At 44.7% G+C, this 16,183-nt stretch carries 16 protein-coding genes and 1 other RNA gene; all 17 read right to left on the bottom strand.

The annotated features are described in order from the left end of the window. Nucleotides 1-37: 37 nt before the first annotated feature. The gene (locus GFC28_RS17515; protein WP_044744632.1) at nucleotides 38-331 is read right to left on the bottom strand and encodes a DUF1292 domain-containing protein; all 294 of its coding nucleotides are present in this window, start codon (nucleotides 329-331) and stop codon (nucleotides 38-40) included. Between the two features lie 14 nt (nucleotides 332-345). Continuing rightward, nucleotides 346-762, bottom strand: coding sequence for a Holliday junction resolvase RuvX (gene ruvX / locus GFC28_RS17510; protein ID WP_044744633.1), 417 nt, complete (start codon nucleotides 760-762; stop codon nucleotides 346-348). Nucleotides 763-774: 12 nt separating this feature from the next. Beyond that, the gene (locus tag GFC28_RS17505; RefSeq protein WP_044744634.1) at nucleotides 775-1,032 is read right to left on the bottom strand and encodes an IreB family regulatory phosphoprotein; all 258 of its coding nucleotides are present in this window, start codon (nucleotides 1,030-1,032) and stop codon (nucleotides 775-777) included. Nucleotides 1,033-1,105: 73 nt separating this feature from the next. Then, nucleotides 1,106-3,742 (bottom strand): alanine--tRNA ligase, encoded by a 2,637-nt coding sequence (gene alaS, locus GFC28_RS17500; protein WP_044744635.1) that lies wholly within the window; start codon nucleotides 3,740-3,742, stop codon nucleotides 1,106-1,108. 328 nt (nucleotides 3,743-4,070) lie between these two features. Further along, nucleotides 4,071-5,132: an AI-2E family transporter gene (locus GFC28_RS17495; protein WP_369818756.1), complete on the bottom strand. Its 1,062-nt coding sequence runs from the start codon at nucleotides 5,130-5,132 to the stop codon at nucleotides 4,071-4,073. Between the two features lie 89 nt (nucleotides 5,133-5,221). Further along, nucleotides 5,222-5,356 (bottom strand): DUF3918 family protein, encoded by a 135-nt coding sequence (locus GFC28_RS19040; protein WP_172798665.1) that lies wholly within the window; start codon nucleotides 5,354-5,356, stop codon nucleotides 5,222-5,224. A gap of 21 nt (nucleotides 5,357-5,377) precedes the next feature. After that, a complete protein-coding gene (locus tag GFC28_RS17490) occupies nucleotides 5,378-5,569 on the bottom strand; it encodes a hypothetical protein (protein WP_044744703.1) in 192 nt (63 codons plus the stop codon). Between the two features lie 106 nt (nucleotides 5,570-5,675). Then, entirely contained in the window at nucleotides 5,676-8,033 is a 2,358-nt protein-coding gene (gene recD2, locus GFC28_RS17485; protein ID WP_044744637.1) for an SF1B family DNA helicase RecD2, read from the bottom strand. Between the two features lie 19 nt (nucleotides 8,034-8,052). Beyond that, nucleotides 8,053-8,715, bottom strand: coding sequence for a tetratricopeptide repeat protein (locus GFC28_RS17480; protein WP_044744638.1), 663 nt, complete (start codon nucleotides 8,713-8,715; stop codon nucleotides 8,053-8,055). Between the two features lie 76 nt (nucleotides 8,716-8,791). Further along, nucleotides 8,792-9,907 (bottom strand): tRNA 2-thiouridine(34) synthase MnmA, encoded by a 1,116-nt coding sequence (mnmA, locus tag GFC28_RS17475; protein ID WP_044744639.1) that lies wholly within the window; start codon nucleotides 9,905-9,907, stop codon nucleotides 8,792-8,794. Between the two features lie 12 nt (nucleotides 9,908-9,919). Beyond that, complete coding sequence (locus GFC28_RS17470) at nucleotides 9,920-11,065, bottom strand: cysteine desulfurase family protein (RefSeq protein ID WP_044744640.1); 1,146 nt, start codon at nucleotides 11,063-11,065, stop codon at nucleotides 9,920-9,922. Between the two features lie 23 nt (nucleotides 11,066-11,088). Beyond that, nucleotides 11,089-11,505, bottom strand: coding sequence for a cysteine metabolism transcriptional regulator CymR (gene cymR / locus GFC28_RS17465; protein WP_044744641.1), 417 nt, complete (start codon nucleotides 11,503-11,505; stop codon nucleotides 11,089-11,091). Nucleotides 11,506-11,515: 10 nt separating this feature from the next. Then, complete coding sequence (locus GFC28_RS17460; protein WP_044744642.1) at nucleotides 11,516-12,154, bottom strand: YczE/YyaS/YitT family protein; 639 nt, start codon at nucleotides 12,152-12,154, stop codon at nucleotides 11,516-11,518. 58 nt (nucleotides 12,155-12,212) lie between these two features. Beyond that, nucleotides 12,213-13,502 (bottom strand): replication-associated recombination protein A, encoded by a 1,290-nt coding sequence (locus tag GFC28_RS17455; protein ID WP_044744643.1) that lies wholly within the window; start codon nucleotides 13,500-13,502, stop codon nucleotides 12,213-12,215. Between the two features lie 62 nt (nucleotides 13,503-13,564). After that, nucleotides 13,565-14,437, bottom strand: coding sequence for a TetR/AcrR family transcriptional regulator (locus tag GFC28_RS17450; RefSeq protein ID WP_044744644.1), 873 nt, complete (start codon nucleotides 14,435-14,437; stop codon nucleotides 13,565-13,567). Nucleotides 14,438-14,737: 300 nt separating this feature from the next. Continuing rightward, nucleotides 14,738-15,502: a tRNA threonylcarbamoyladenosine dehydratase gene (locus GFC28_RS17445; RefSeq protein ID WP_044744645.1), complete on the bottom strand. Its 765-nt coding sequence runs from the start codon at nucleotides 15,500-15,502 to the stop codon at nucleotides 14,738-14,740. 455 nt (nucleotides 15,503-15,957) lie between these two features. Further along, nucleotides 15,958-16,141: non-coding RNA, 6S RNA (gene ssrS / locus GFC28_RS17440), on the bottom strand. Between the last annotated feature and the right edge of the window lie 42 nt (nucleotides 16,142-16,183).

The following is a 16,183-nucleotide window of genomic DNA, read 5'->3' as shown; positions in this document are numbered from 1 at the left end:
ACAAAAAAAGACGGCCTCACCCGGCCGCCTTAGGAATTTATTCCTCGTCTTCTTCCTGATCCGCACAAAATGTATTCCATACTTCTTCGATCATATCCCATTCTTCTTCCGTTTCGATCGGCTGAAGTTCTCCTTCCTTCTCGCCTTCTCCTGAAATAAAAGCGGAAACGTGAATCTCTGTTTCTTCCTCGTCCTCGTACTCAACCCCAATAGGATAATAAAAAACGTACGACTTTCCAAAGTCCTCAGATTCAAATGTGAATAATACCTCGCATAGCTGCTCGTTTCCGTTTTCGTCTACGACTGTAATCTGCTTATCACCATGTTCCATGTTATTTCCTCCAATTATCGTTTACTGTCAAGATACGACTGCAGAATGATGACGGCTGCCATTTTATCGATCACTTGGCGCCGTTTTTTTCGGCTTACATCCGCAGCGATCAACATACGTTCTGCCGCTGTTGTCGACAGACGCTCGTCCCATAAAATAACGGGCAAGGAAAATTGGCGTTTCAGCCATTCCGCAAAACGCTGGCTCGCTTCACCGCGTGGGCCAACTGTGCCGTTCATATTTTTAGGAAAACCGAGCACAATCGTTTCCACCTGATATTCTTCCATAATTTCACGAAGCCGCTCCAAGCCAAATTGCTTTTTTTCCTCATCAATCGGAATGGTTTCTACTCCTTGAGCGGTCCAACCGAATTCATCGCTCACGGCCACCCCGAGCGTTTTTGTCCCTAAATCTAATCCTAATATGCGCATAAATCAATCCTTTCAACGACTCTGTAAATAGAATTTCACCAATTCTTCAATTAATTCATCCCGTTCAATTTTCCGAATAAGCGTACGAGCATCTTTATGACGAGGGATGTAAGCTGGGTCGCCAGATAGCAAATAGCCGACAATTTGATTGATCGGATTATACCCTTTTTCTTGAAGAGCCTCATATACTGTCAATAATACTTCGCGAATATTCGTTTCTGGCGGCTCTTCCGAAAAATTGAACCGCATCGTTTGATCAAATGAGCTCACCGTTATGCACCTCGCTCTCCATTCACACTGGCATCGCCATACCTTACATCCATTGTACACCATTAGAGTGAAATTATAAAATGGATTTTACCCATTCTTCGACAAATTGCAAGGCTTCTCCTATTTTTTGCGGGTCTTTTCCTCCCGCTTGAGCCATGTCGGCGCGGCCTCCCCCGCTGCCTCCGCAACGAACAGCCACTTCTTTAATCAGTTTGCCTGCATGATAGCCTTTTTCGACTAAATCTTTGGTTACGCCCGCAATGAGGTTTACCTTCTCGCCTTGTACGGAAGCAAGGACGATCACAGCTGAACCAAGCTTTTGTTTCAGTTCATCCACCATTGTGCGCAAGCTAGTCATATCTGCCGCATGGACTTTGCTTGCTAAAACTTGAATGCCGTTTACTTCTTGTACTCGATCGGCCAGATGAGCGGCTTCCATATTGCTGAGGCGCGCCGCTAACGATTCATTTTCACGCTGTAGCTGGCGGATTTCATTCATTAATGCTTCAATTCTTCCGACTACATCTTTTGGATTCGCTTTTAATTGCTGCGCTGCTTCCTGTAATAAAGCAAGCTGATCATTCATAAAACGGTAAGCGGCTTCTCCCGTGACCGCTTCAATCCGGCGCGTGCCAGCCCCAATGCCCGATTCGGACACAATTTTAAAAAGACCGATCGCTGCCGTGTTCGTTACATGGCAGCCGCCGCAAAGCTCTAAGCTGTAGTCCCCCACCTGAACAACGCGGACAATGTCGCCATATTTTTCACCAAAGAGCGCCATTGCTCCCATCGCTTTCGCTTCTTCAAGCGGCTTATAATCAATCTGAACAGGAAGGCTGCGCCAAATTTGCTCATTAACAATCGCCTCAATTTTCTCTAGCTCTTCTTGTTTCACTTGTCCAAAATGCGAGAAGTCGAAACGCAAACGTTCTGGAGTGACCAGCGATCCCGCCTGATTGACGTGCGTACCAAGGACATCTTTCAGCGCTTGGTGCAGCAAATGGGTGGCTGTATGGTTTTTGACAATACGGTTGCGTTTTTCTTCAAGCAGGTAGGCCTGATAAGTTTCGCCTTTCTTCAGTGTTCCCTTTTCGACCACCACATGATGCAAATGCTGACCATTTGGCGCTTTTTGCACGTCTTTTACATAAGCTTTCGCCGCTTCTCCTTCGATAAAGCCTTGATCGGCGATTTGACCGCCGCTTTCTGCATAAAATGGCGTCACATCAAGTATAATTTGCGCTTCTTCTCCTTCTTTTATTTCCTCAACAAGCTCGCCATTCTTCACGATAACAGCAATAGAAGAAGAAGTATGGAGCTCGTCATAGCCAACAAATCGGCTCTCTACTTTGAGGCCGCCAAGTAAGCTGTCCTGCACTTGCATCGAATCGACATCTTGACGCGCCGCGCGAGCCCGCTCGCGTTGACGCTCCATTTCTTGTTCAAAGCCGGCATGATCAATCGTCATTCCTTCTTCGGCGGCATATTCTTCTGTCAATTCAACTGGGAATCCATATGTGTCGTAAAGGCGGAACACATCTGTTCCAGAAATAGTGCGGCTGCCATTTGCTTTTTCTTTTTGGATAACGCTTGACAAAATGGCTAATCCTTCATGAAGCGTCTCATGGAAACGCTCTTCCTCATTTTTAATCACTTTTTGAATAAACTCCGTTTTTGCTTTCACTTCCGGATAGTAGTCAACCATAATTTCACCGACTGTCGGCACTAATTCATACATAAACGGACGGTCGATATTCAGTTTCTTCGCATACCGCACCGCTCGGCGAAGCAGGCGACGCAATACATAACCGCGCCCTTCATTGGACGGCAAAGCGCCATCGCCAATCGCAAACGTCACCGTCCGAATATGGTCAGCGATCACTTTAAACGCGACATCTTTTTCCGCATCCACGCGGTATGTTTCGCCGGAAATTTGTTCCGTTGCTTGAATAATTGGCATAAATAAATCGGTATCAAAGTTAGTAGGCACATCTTGTATAATAGAGCACATGCGCTCCAAACCCATGCCTGTATCAATATTTTTCTTTGGCAGCGGCGTATAAGTGCCATCTGGATTATGGTTAAATTGAGAAAAAACAAGATTCCATACTTCTAAATAACGCTCATTTTCGCCGCCCGGATATAATTCTGGATCATTTGGATCATTACCGAATTGCTCCCCGCGGTCATAAAAGATTTCGGTATTCGGTCCGCTCGGGCCTTCTCCAATATCCCAGAAATTCCCTTCTAAACGGATGATCCGTTCTTTCGGCAACCCAATTTCTTTATGCCAAATTTCAAACGCTTCATCATCCTCCGGATGAATCGTAACAGATAAGCGGTCAGGATCAAAACCAATCCATCTTTCGCTTGTTAAAAACTCCCAAGCCCAATGGATCGCTTCACGCTTAAAATAATCACCGATCGAGAAATTTCCGAGCATTTCAAAAAACGTATGGTGGCGCGCCGTTTTGCCGACATTTTCGATATCGTTCGTACGAATCGATTTTTGGGCATTACAAATGCGCGGGTTATCTGGAATCACGCGCCCATCAAAATATTTTTTTAATGTCGCTACTCCGCTGTTGATCCATAGGAGCGACGGATCGTCAATTGGAATTAAAGACGCGCTTGGTTCTACCGAATGTCCTTTTTCTTTAAAAAAGTCTAAAAACATTTGCCTAATTTGTGCTGATGTAAGCTTTTTCATCTTTCGTGCCTCCTTCAGTCATATTAAAGTATGGTATAAAAAATAAACTCCCATCCCTTGCTCAGGGACGAGAGTTACGCTCGCGGTACCACCCTGCTTATGGACGGACGTCCATCACCTCGATCAGCCGTAACGTGGCTGCTCCGTCAGGTTTTTCCTGCGCTCGGGATTAGCGTTCTGTTACCCTTCATCTGGAATTTCTTTCAGCCGCGGAAATTCCTCTCTGTGCGCATGTGCGCGTTAAGATGGACTGTAACATACTCGATCCTTCATCGCCTTGTATGTATACCTTTTCATTCAAAGATTATAGACAAGCGTCTTTCGTTTGTCAATGTGTACTAAAACGCTCGCGCGCATGTAAAACAGCCACCTTTAAAACCGCCACAAAAGGAACAGCAATAATCATTCCCACAATTCCAGCAAGCTCCCCGCCTAAAAACAAAGAGAGCATAATAATTAAGGGATGCATATGCAGGCTTTTTCCAACAATCAGCGGCGATAACACGTTTCCTTCGAGAAATTGCAATAAAAAAATAATCCCCATCACAATCATCATCATTTTTGTTGAAATCGTCGCAGCCAAAAGGGCCGCCGGTATCGCTCCAATAATCGGACCAAAATAAGGAATGACATTCGTTGCGCCAATAATGAGCCCCAATAAAAGCGGATAATTCATGCCGGCAATCCAAAGTGAAAGCGCAGCCACCCCTCCAATTAAAGTACAAACAAATAACTGGCCGCGGATATAGTTTCCTAAAGACTCATCTACATCTTTTAGAAACTCGATTCCTTCTTTTCGCCACTTTTTCGGTGTTAGTCTCCAAACCGCTTGCTTCATTTCATCCATATCTTTTAACATATAAAAGGCGATAAATGGTACAAGTAAAAAGACCATCGCTGAATTCAAGATGCTTTTGACGCTCGTAACCGCCTTTGTCAACCAAAGGCCAAGCAAGGCCTCCACTTCCAGAATAGAGGTTTCCACGCGCTTGTGCATTTCTTTGGGCCATTTCGCTGTTTGGTCATGGATTTTCGTCGTCCATCCATGATACGTATCCGCCAGCATCGGTAAGCTTTTGGTCAATTCCTGCAGCTGATCAAGCAGCACAGGAATCCCTTTGTATGCGCCATAACCCACCCCTCCAAAAAATACGATATAAATCATTAAAATAGCTAATGCTCTTGGAATTCCTCTTTTATGAATATGCTCGACAAGCGGATGAAGCAAATAGGCGATAAAAGCCGCAATGATAAACGGAGTTAATACCGTAACAATGAGCCGTAAAATAGGCAGCCAAAAATCCCTCAATCTCATAATAAAATATAGAAGTATAACGACTAACAGCATTTTGGTAAGACGAATGAAAAAACGCATTTGCTCATTTTGCACGAATACCCCTCCTGTTCCCATAGTTTGAAAAGAAGGAGAGGAGATTATACATCAAAAAAGGGGGCCTTTATATAGGCTCCCCCTCTTCGTTACATAAATGAACGCATCATTTTCTTTCCCATCTTCTTCATTTTCCGCATATTCATACCACCATTGCGTTGAACAAGCTGGTAAGCTGCAACGCCCAAACCAATAGCAGCGAGCGATTTCATTGTACGATTCATGGTCATTCCTCCTCGCTTCCCTTAAGACGAAAGCGTTCGTTCTTCATCGCTGAATAAATCATCAAGCGAGCTGAGCGTTCCGTCTTCTTCGACTTGATGAGTATGAATCATCCCTTTATTGATGGTTAATTCAATAAAACAGTTCCAGCAGTAATATTGATTCACACCTATTTTTCCCAAATCCTTACTTTGGCAATTTGGACATTTCAACACCAAAAGGCACGCTCCTCTTCACATCATCATTTACCTGTTATGTTAGACAAGCAGTTGTAAAAATATACATGGCTAAGGAAGAGCGCTTGATGCGTGCCTTATGGTTTTATTTTGTTTCTTCTATCATAAAGTCATACGGTGAAACGTTTTCCATCCCGATCCCCGCATCATCTAACGGCAGCTCCGTTTCATCAGCAGGCTCAAACAGCTGTTGAATTTTTTCAGCTAATGTCGTTTGCCTCACCCCGTCATCACAGCGTGCCGTTCCGATGCGAAAAGCTTCCTCCTCACCGCATAAAATTAAAAATTTTTTGCTTCTTGTCACCGCTGTATATAACAAATTCCGCTGTAGCATTCGATAATAGCTTTTCACCACCGGCAAAATCACAATCGGAAATTCACTGCCCTGCGCCTTATGAATCGAACAGCAGTAAGCGTGGGTAATTTGTGTTAAATCCTGTCTTGTATAAGTGACTTCGTTTCCATCAAAGGATACGACAACCAAGTCCTGCTGTTCCGTATTTTCTTTCGCGTAAAAGATGGCGACAATTTCACCAATATCGCCATTAAACACATTTTGATCCGGTTGATTGACAAGCTGCAACACCTTATCGCCAACGCGATAAACCGTTTCGCCGCTGGACAGCTCGCGCTTTTGTGGCGATTTTGGATTAAACAGCTCTTGAAGCGTTCGATTGAGACGATCGATGCCGGCAGGACCGCGATACATCGGGGCGAGCACTTGAATATCTTTTACCGAATATCCTTTTTTCCACGCATTATCAGCAATTTGCCTCACGACATCAACCACTTGTTCAGCTTTACAGCGAATAAAGGAACGGTCTGTTTTCGGAGAGCTTAGATCAGCAGGAAGCTCCCCTTTTTTCATACAATGGGCCAATTCAATGATGGAGGATCCTTCTGCTTGACGATATACTTCTGTCAAGCGAATAGTAGGAATTCGCGACGTTTTTAACAAATCCTTTAATACTTGCCCCGGTCCGACTGACGGCAATTGATCCTCATCACCGACCAAAATGACTTGCATACCAGTTGGAAGGGACTTCAGCAATTGGTTAGCTAGCCATGTGTCCACCATGGACATTTCATCGACAATGAGCAAATTTCCTTCAATCGGTTCATCTTCATGATGAGTAAATCCTTCTGCAGCATTATAACCAAGTAAACGATGGATCGTCATCGCTGGTAATCCTGTCGCTTCGCTCATTCGTTTTGCGGCTCTCCCAGTTGGCGCAGCAAGCAAAATCGGAAAAGGATTTTCTTTATGATAATCCTTCGGGTCAAGCGAAACGCCGTGGAGGTCGGCAAAAATCTCCACAATCCCTTTTATCACCGTCGTTTTTCCCGTTCCCGGCCCGCCTGTCAAAATAAACAGAGGGGAAGAAATCGCTTGTTGAATCGCTTCCTTTTGCAACGGGCCATATTGTACATCCAACCGCTCCTCCAACCGGCCGAGCGCCAGCAAAAATTCCGCTTCTGGAAATCTTGTTACCTTTTGTTCAAGCAGGCGCTTTATATTAGTGATGATTCCTTTTTCCGCAAAGTAAAGAGTCGGAATATAAAAGCGGCCATCTTCATGAATGACTTTTTCCTCTTTGGCTAGATCAAGCAGTTCACGCTCAATCATGTCAGGAGGAATGTCCTCTCCTCTTTTCGATTCAAGCAGCTGCTTAGCTTTAAAAAGCAACTGTTCTTTTGTCACATATACATGCCCCTCTTGCAAACAATCGCTTTCGATGACATATAAACAGGCGGCTCGGACACGATCTGGATGGCTGCCGGAAAGGCCGAGCTGCTGGCCTAACTCATCGGCTCGCCGAAACCCAATCCCTTCTACATCCTCGACAAGCTGATACGGATTTTTTTGAATGACATCAAGTGCAGCTTCTTTATATACTTGGTAAATTTTCATTGACAGCTGCGGACCAAAGCCGAACTGAGAAAGAGCAATCATAATTTGTTCAAGGCCTTGGTGCTCCTTTAACGTTTCGTATAGCTCTTTCGCTTTGTTTTTCGGAAGCTTAGGCACTTTCGCGAGCGCTTCCGGATCTGCTAGTATCACTGAAATCGCTTGGTCCCCGAGCGCTTCCACAATTTGTTCCGCTGTTTTCTTTCCGATCCCCTTAAACAAATCGCTCGATAAATAATAGATCAACCCTTCCTTTGTTTGCGGCATTTCTTTTCGAAAATACTCGGCTACATATTGCCGTCCAAATCTGGGGTGATCTTTAAAAGCGCCGTAAAACACATAAACATCATGTTCGTTCATACGCGGGAAATATCCAGTTACAACAACCTCTTGCTCGTCATACCCTTCATTCGTTTCTTCAACGTGAATGCGGACCACGGAATAAAGGTTACTTTCGTTATGAAAAATAGTGACGATATGCGTCCCTTTAATAAACGATTTTTCCCCTAACGCCCATGATTCTTGCTGCTGCAATTGGAATCCCTGCCTTTTTTTATTTTTCCAGCGCTTTTTCCATCAATTTTTTCCCATGTCCTGCAAGCAAATGATCTGGCTGTATGGCAAGCGCTTTGCTAAACATATGAAGTGCCTGCTGTGCATCATCTTTATAAGCATAAGCCACTCCTAAATTATAATAGGCATCGGCATGCCCTTCATCTAAAGCGACGGTTCTCTCGAAGCAGTTCATCGCTTCATCCACAAGTTCAAGCTGCGCTAAGCACAAGCCAAGCTGAAAAAGCGCTTCTGCATCATTTTCGTTCAATTCGGAGGCGCGTTGCAAATACGGCAAAGCCAGACGCGGCTGCTCTAAAAGCAAGAGTGACATCCCGAGCATAAAAAATACATCGCCGTCCTCCATCCCTTTTTGCACCGCCTGTTCAAACATGTCCTTTGCCAAAACAAATTGCTGGCGATTATAGTAAAGGGAGCCAAGCCCATAGTAAGCAGTGGCCGCTTCTGGATCAAGCTCAAGCGCTTTTTTAAAAAAACGGATCGCTTTCTCTTCTTCCCCCACGGCCGCTAATACATTTCCAAAATTAATGTAGCCGATTGGATCGTTTGGATTGGCTTCAATAGCTTCATGAAAGCATTTCACTGCTTCCTCATAGCGCCCTTGCTGCATGTGCTGAATGCCTAATGCATTTTGATTCTCCATCGTTTCCAACTCTCCCTTTTGCATTTATCTTAATGGAAAAACCCCAACTCCGCCAAGAGCTGAGGTTTTTACAAAGCTATCCCACATACCAAAGCTTTTCTCCATTGCGGAAAATTTCATCAATGGTCCCGCCGCCAAGACATTCTTCTCCATCATAAAACACGACAGCTTGACCCGGCGTAACAGCACGAACGGGACGGTCAAATACAACGCGCACCGTCCGGTCGTCGATGATATGAACCGCAACGCCGTTATCCGGCTGACGATAACGGAATTTGGCGGTACATTTTAACGGTTCAGCCGGCACTTGATCCGATACCCAGCTGACATTCGTGGCGATGATCGAATCAGAATATAGCAGCTCATTCTCAAATCCTTGCGCAACATATAAAATATTCTCTTTCACATTTTTTCCAACGACAAACCATGGCTCGCCATTCCCGCCAATGCCGAGACCATGACGCTGTCCAATCGTATAATACATGATTCCGTCGTGCTTGCCCTTTATTTCGCCATCAAGTGTTTGCATGGTTCCTGGCTGAGCTGGCAAGTAGTTACTTAAAAATTCTTTAAAATTCCGTTCACCAATAAAACAAATGCCTGTGCTATCTTTTTTCCCTGCTGTCGCCAGTCCTGCTTCTTTGGCGATTTGACGCACCTGCGCTTTTTCAAGCTCTCCAAGCGGGAACATGACTTTCGATAATTGGGCTTGTCCCAGCTGATTTAAAAAATAGGTTTGATCTTTGTTTTGATCAACTCCGCGCAGCATTTTATATTCGCCATCGCAATAGGCAACACGCGCGTAATGCCCTGTCGCCAAATAGTCGGCGCCAAGCGACATCGCATGCTCTAAAAACGCTTTGAATTTAATTTCTTTGTTGCACATCACATCCGGATTTGGCGTGCGCCCTGCTTTATACTCATCAAGAAAATACGTAAATACCTTCTCCCAATACTGTTTTTCGAAGTTTACCGCATAATAAGGAATGCCAATCTGATTGCAGACACGCATCACATCTTCATAGTCTTCCGTTGCCGTACACACCCCGTTTTCATCTGTGTCGTCCCAATTTTTCATAAAAATCCCGATCACATCATATCCCTGCTGTTTTAAAAGAAGGGCAGCCACCGATGAGTCCACCCCTCCGGACATGCCAACAACGACGCGCGTGTCTTTTGGTGCTTTGTTCATCTCTCTCCTCCTCTATTTGCTTACAAGTCTTTGAACAATTTTTACGGTTTCATACGCTGCCTTTTCAATTTGTTCTTCCGTATTTCCAAGCCCGAAGCTAAAGCGGATCGAGGAGCGGATGCGGTCAGAATCCTTGCCAAACATCGCCACAAGAACATGCGATGGATCAATGGAACCAGCTGTACATGCTGAGCCGCTCGATACGGCGATTCCCGCTAAATCAAGATTCACAAGCAGCGATTCTACGTTCGTTCCCGGAAACGTGACATTCAATACATGCGGTAGCGCCTCCTGTTCATCACCGTTGACAGCGTATGAAATCCCTGCTTGCGCAAAAATAGCGAGCATTTTCTTCCTAAACGAACGGTACTTCTCTGCTTTTTCGCTCATCGTTTGCTGCGCAATTTCAACGGCTTTTGCCATCCCGACAATTCCGGCGACGTTTTCCGTTCCAGCCCGCCGTTTTCGCTCTTGCTCGCCCCCGTATAAACGAGGCATTAGCTTAACGGTTTCTTTAGCGTATAAAAAGCCAACACCTTTCGGCCCATTAATTTTATGTGCGGAAACAGACAACAAATCAATATGAAGTTGATTCACATCGATGGGGATCAGCCCATATGCTTGGACAGCATCCGTATGGAAAAAAGCCGGATGGTCTTTCAGCATTTCCCCGATCTGTTGAATAGGCTGCAACACTCCGGTCTCATTATTGCCGAACATGATCGAGACGAGGATGGTATCGTTGCGGAGCGCTTTTTTCAGATCTGTCAATGAAATTTTTCCATATTCGTCAACTGGAAGATAAGTAATCTCAAACCCTTGTTTTTCAAGATAATGACACGTGTGCAAAACAGCGTGATGCTCGACAGATGAAGTAATAATATGGGTTCCCTTTTCCCGGTTCGCTAAGGCCACTCCTACGAGCGCCAAATTATCCGCCTCTGTTCCACCGCTTGTAAAAATCACTTCCGAAGGTTTTGCGCCAAGGCTTTTTGCTACTGTTTCACGCGCTTCATCCAACGCAAGCCGGCTTTGCCTGCCGAAAAAATGAATGCTCGACGGGTTGCCGAAGCATTCTGTCATAAACGGCAGCATTCGCTCAGCGACGGCAGGATGAACGGGAGATGTCGCCGCATGGTCAAGATAAATACGTTCCAACCAAAATTCTCCTTTCTCACTGCTTAAATATAAAACATGTAGGATTCTTGATCCCCATTGCTATATTTCGCTAAATCTTCAAGTGTTGTGCTATCTAATACTTCCTGTACAGCATCACGAATGCGAATCCACAACTCACGCTTAGCCGGCTCTTCTTCTTCCAATTCTTCTACAGGGCTGATGGGCCCTTCAAGCACCCGAATCACATCTCCCGCCGTAATTTTCGCCGGATGATCGGCCAACACATAGCCGCCATACGCTCCGCGGATGCTTTTTACAAGCCCTGCATTTCTAAGCGGCGAAACGAGTTGCTCTAAATAATGCTCAGACAAATTATGCGTTTTTGCAATCGATCTGAGCGAAATCGGGCGATCTCCATATTTTTTTGCCAACTCAATCATCATTGTTAAACCGTATCGACCTTTTGTTGAAATTTTCATCCTATTCCTCCTAACGACTTAAACCATTCATTCCCGTTTTCGCCACTGCCATCCGCGCCGTCCATTGCTGACATTGCGGCAGGGCGATGCCAATGACCTTGCCGATCGTAACACTAAAAACCAGCGTGCCAATCGATACAGGTCCTCCCAGTATCCAGCCGACCAACAAAACAAACACTTCCATCGCAATGCGGATGTACTCCACTCTCCATCCGGTTTTCTCCATCAATACGAGCATTAAGCTATCGCGCGGTCCAGCTCCCATCTTCGCCGAAATATAAAGTCCCATTCCATAGCCTGTTATGATGATTCCGCCAAAGAGCATCGCCATTTTCCCGATAAATGTATGGGGAGTTTGCAGTGCTGGGATCATCATATACATATCGATCATCAAGCCCACAAGCAACATATTAAGAAAAGCCCCTATTTGGGGCCATTGTTTCGAAAGAAGCGAGGAAGCCGCCAAAACCATAATCCCCACAATAATAGACCATGTACCAATCGTCAAGCCAAGCTGACGATATAGACCGATATGAAGCACATCCCATGGAGCGCTTCCCATGTCCGCCTTAATGGTTAAAACAATCCCAAACGACATGACCAATAAACCAAGAAAATAAACGGTCCAGCGAACAATCGACTCTTTCATATTCACGCCCCACTTTTTTAATCAATAAATCGGAAATCATTATACCATACTTTTCATCTTACTTCATTTGCTTGCTTTTTAATGAACAGAGACGCTCATACACTTTCGCATAATGCTTCTCATCGCCGTTTTCTTTCGGCACATAATATTGTGTTCCTTCCAGCTCGCTTGGCAAATATTGCTGCGCTACCCACCCATTTGGATGGTCGTGCGGATATTGATACCCTATTCCATGGCCAAGAACGCTAGCTCCTTTATAATGCGCATCCTTTAGATGGGCAGGAATCTCTCCCAGCTTTCCTTGCTCGATATCACGGATCGCTTGGTCAATCGCTTTGTATGCTGAATTGGATTTCGCCGAGAGACATAATTCAATTGTCACAACTGACAGCGGAATCCTCGCTTCAGGAAGCCCCAGCCGTTCCACCGCTTGGATGGCCGCGTTCACCTTGATGCCCATCAGCGGATTGGCCAAGCCGACATCTTCATAGGCAATCACCAGCAAACGCCGGCAAATAGCGGATAAGTCGCCGCCTTCCAATAATCTCGCCAAATAATAAAGCGCCGCGTCGACATCGCTTCCTCGGATGCTTTTTTGGAATGCAGACAATAACGAATAATAGACGTCCCCTTTTTTGTCATGGAAAAATCCTTTGTTTTCTATGCACTGTGAGACAGTTTGTTCATCGACGACAATGCGGTCTCCGCTTTTTGGCGAAGCATACACAACCGCTTCTAATGCATTTAATGCAGAACGGGCATCGCCGTTTGTTCCGACAGCAATGCGTTGCAGCAAACGGTCGTCCATTTCAATCGGTAAAGTGCCAAATCCCCTTTTGTCATCGTGCAGCGCTCGTTGTAGCAAAACCGTGACCTCTTCAACTGTTAATCGCTTTAGCTGCTTAATTTGTCCACAGCGGCTGCGAATAGCCGGATTCACTTCATGAAACGGGTTTTCCGTCGTGGCCCCAATCAATGTGATCAACCCATTTTCTATATTAGGCAGCAAATAATCTTGTTGTGCTTTATTAAAGCGGTGAATTTCATCAATAAATAGAATAACGTTTCCCGACATTTTTGCAACCGCGACCACTTCTTCCATTTCTTTTTTTCCCGATGTCGTTGCATTTAATGCAAAAAATTCCCGCTCGACAGTTCCAGCAATCGCATAAGCGAGCGATGTCTTCCCAACTCCTGGTTCTCCATATAAAAGCATGGAAGGCACATAGCCGTTTTGAATCATTTTATATAAAGCGGTATGCGGACCGATGATATGCTGCTGTCCCACCACTTCATCAATCGTTCTTGGCCTCATGCGGATCGACAGGGGCTCTTGTGAAAAAAGCATCTTTCGCTTCCTCCTTCGTTCCTTTGAAAATAGAAAGCTCTCTGCTCCAAAAGCAGAGAACTTTATGCAAAATAGCGGGCAATCGCTTCGTTCAATTCCTTCCACAATGGCAGCGAAAAGCGTTCTAAATAAAGCAAAATGGCTTCAACCATAAATTTTCGGACGTCATCCTCTTGGGTAAACTCTTGCTCTAACGTCTCAAGGGAGTCGATGATGCCGCTTTCATTTATTCTCGTGTCCTTAAGCATGTCCATCATTTGATGAATGTAGGCGACAATTTGCTGCCTCGCTTCCTCTTTAGTTGATAGTCCGAGACAGAGATAATCTTCCATCATTTGATCGTTTAGCAGCGGCTTTTCCTCCTCCTTCAGACTTTTGACAATCGCATCAAGGCGCCGAAGCACGAAAGGAACAAAATGGGAACGCTGCAATTCTTTTTGCTCAACCGCCACATAAAACATATACTCCTTCAGCATGCCGTTTAAGATGGCAGCGCAATCAAGCGAAAAGCGGCGAACCGGCTCTCCATATATGTCAATAATAGCTTGGCGATACCAATTTAATATTCGAGCACGAATGCGGAAAGCAAGTTGATGAACCTCATCATTCACCTTCACCGCCTGCTCCCCCATATGCATTCGCACTAATTCTTTATGGCGAATGAACTCTTCGATTTGAATGGAAAGCTGCTTTTCAAATCTTTCTCTTGCCGATAGATTTTTGTCTTGGCTGACTTCAAATAGTTTGCGAAACAAAATTTCATAGTGGTAACGAAAAATCGATACCGCGATTTCTTCCTTCGATTTGAAATAATTATAAAGCGAACCTTTCGCCATTCCGCTTTGTTCCGCAATTTCCTGCATCGACGTTGCGTGATATCCCTTTTGTGCAAATAGCTTCATAGCTGCCCGAATAATGGTTTCTTTTTTATTCAATGCGCTCTCCTTCCTCGCCTTATCTATCCTAATTATTTTTATTATAACATGACCAAAAAGCGAATTTGAATGGCTAAAAAGGAAAGCTTGACAAGCCCTCTTTTTCTTTTCCTTCCACTTGGCTTGACAGATAAAAAATTGTTCGACCAAAACACCCATCTGTGTCCATCATGTCAGCGACGTTCATCCTCTTATTCCATCGCTTTTTAGAAATTAGCCTTTCCAATGCTTTTGTCAGCACAAACGGAATGAAAATCTATGTAAAAGCAGGGCTGCCTTCATAGGCAAGCCCTGCTTTGCTCATTCTTCACCAACGCGATAAATTTTGATTCCTTCTAGCAGCTCGCGCACAACATATGAAGCCATAATCAGCCCCGCTACGGAAGGGACAAACGCATTCGATGATGGCGGCATTTGCGCTTTGCGAATCGCCGATTGATCGTTGCCGACCCTTTTGCGGACATCTTCGCGAATAATAATCGGTTTTTCATCAGAAAAAACAACAGGGATTCCCTTGCGGATTCCTTCTTTTCGCAGCTTAGTCCGAATCACTTTGGCAATGGGATCTGTATGGGTTTTCGAAATATCGGCAATGCGAAAACGAGTGGGGTCCATTTTATTGGCCGCTCCCATGCTTGAGATAATCCGCACATTGCGCTTCAAGCATTCTTTCATTAAATGAATTTTATACGTGATCGTATCAGAAGCATCAATGACAAAATCGAGCCCATAGCTGAAAAATTGCTCGTACGTCTCTTCAGTATAAAACATTTTGAGTGCGATAACTTCACATTCAGGGTTAATATCCGCAATACGCTCTTTCATTAGATCCACTTTCGGACGACCTACCGTGGAAAGAAGCGCGTGAATTTGTCGATTGATATTCGTAATGTCCACATCGTCCTTATCTACTAAGACGAGCCGACCGACCCCCGAACGTGCCAGTGCTTCAGCGGCAAAAGAGCCGACGCCGCCAATTCCTAATATGGCTACAGTCGCCTTTTTTAACGTTTCTAGTCCATCCTTGCCGATCGCTAATTCGTTGCGTGAAAATTGATGTAGCATTGATACCCTCCATGAATTTTTCATCATTTTTGCATCGATATTATCCTACACAATAAAGTTCAGTATTTCAATCGGATTTTATTTTTCGATAATCCATTAGTTGAACATCCATCTGTTTGAGAAATGATAGAATGAACCGTTTAGAAAGTCAGAAAAAAAGCGAGAGACTTTTCGATCATCGAAGAAAGTGGAGCGCTTGCCTTTACGACCGCAAGCTTTGCCAGATCCTGCTTATTGATCCTATGTATAGAGCGTGGAGTAAGGGAATGGATTTGATCTAACACCACGAATGGATAAAAAATCCCCTATGTAAAGGATTCTCTTTACATAGGGGATTCATTCCCTTTCATTTGGCCAAGTCCGAACACTTCCTTTTTGCCTGGCTCCCGACATGTGTCCGATTTGGCACAAATGACTCATCTTTATTGGATTTACAAGCTTTTCAACTTATCGCCTCAAGTCCCAATCGTGCCGTCGATGCCTTCGTTTTGATCCCGCTCCACGCAGGTGGGTGTCCTGTTTCAAGGTTTGCACGTCCTCTCGGTTTGAGGCATGTACGCCGCTTGAAAACTGCGGACTCCCGTATAACATATTGTTCGGTCAAAACAATAGGTTATACGACGAACACATCAGGACTGTTAGGTTTGAAAGCATCATATCATATTTTTTTCGCCTTTTCAA

This window comes from Anoxybacillus sp. B2M1, from assembly GCF_001634265.1.
In the GTDB taxonomy this organism is placed as follows: Bacteria; Bacillota; Bacilli; order Bacillales; family Anoxybacillaceae; genus Anoxybacteroides; species Anoxybacteroides rupiense.
The sequence above is the reverse complement of the archived record's forward strand: the minus strand, read 5'-3'. Positions and strand labels throughout refer to the sequence as shown.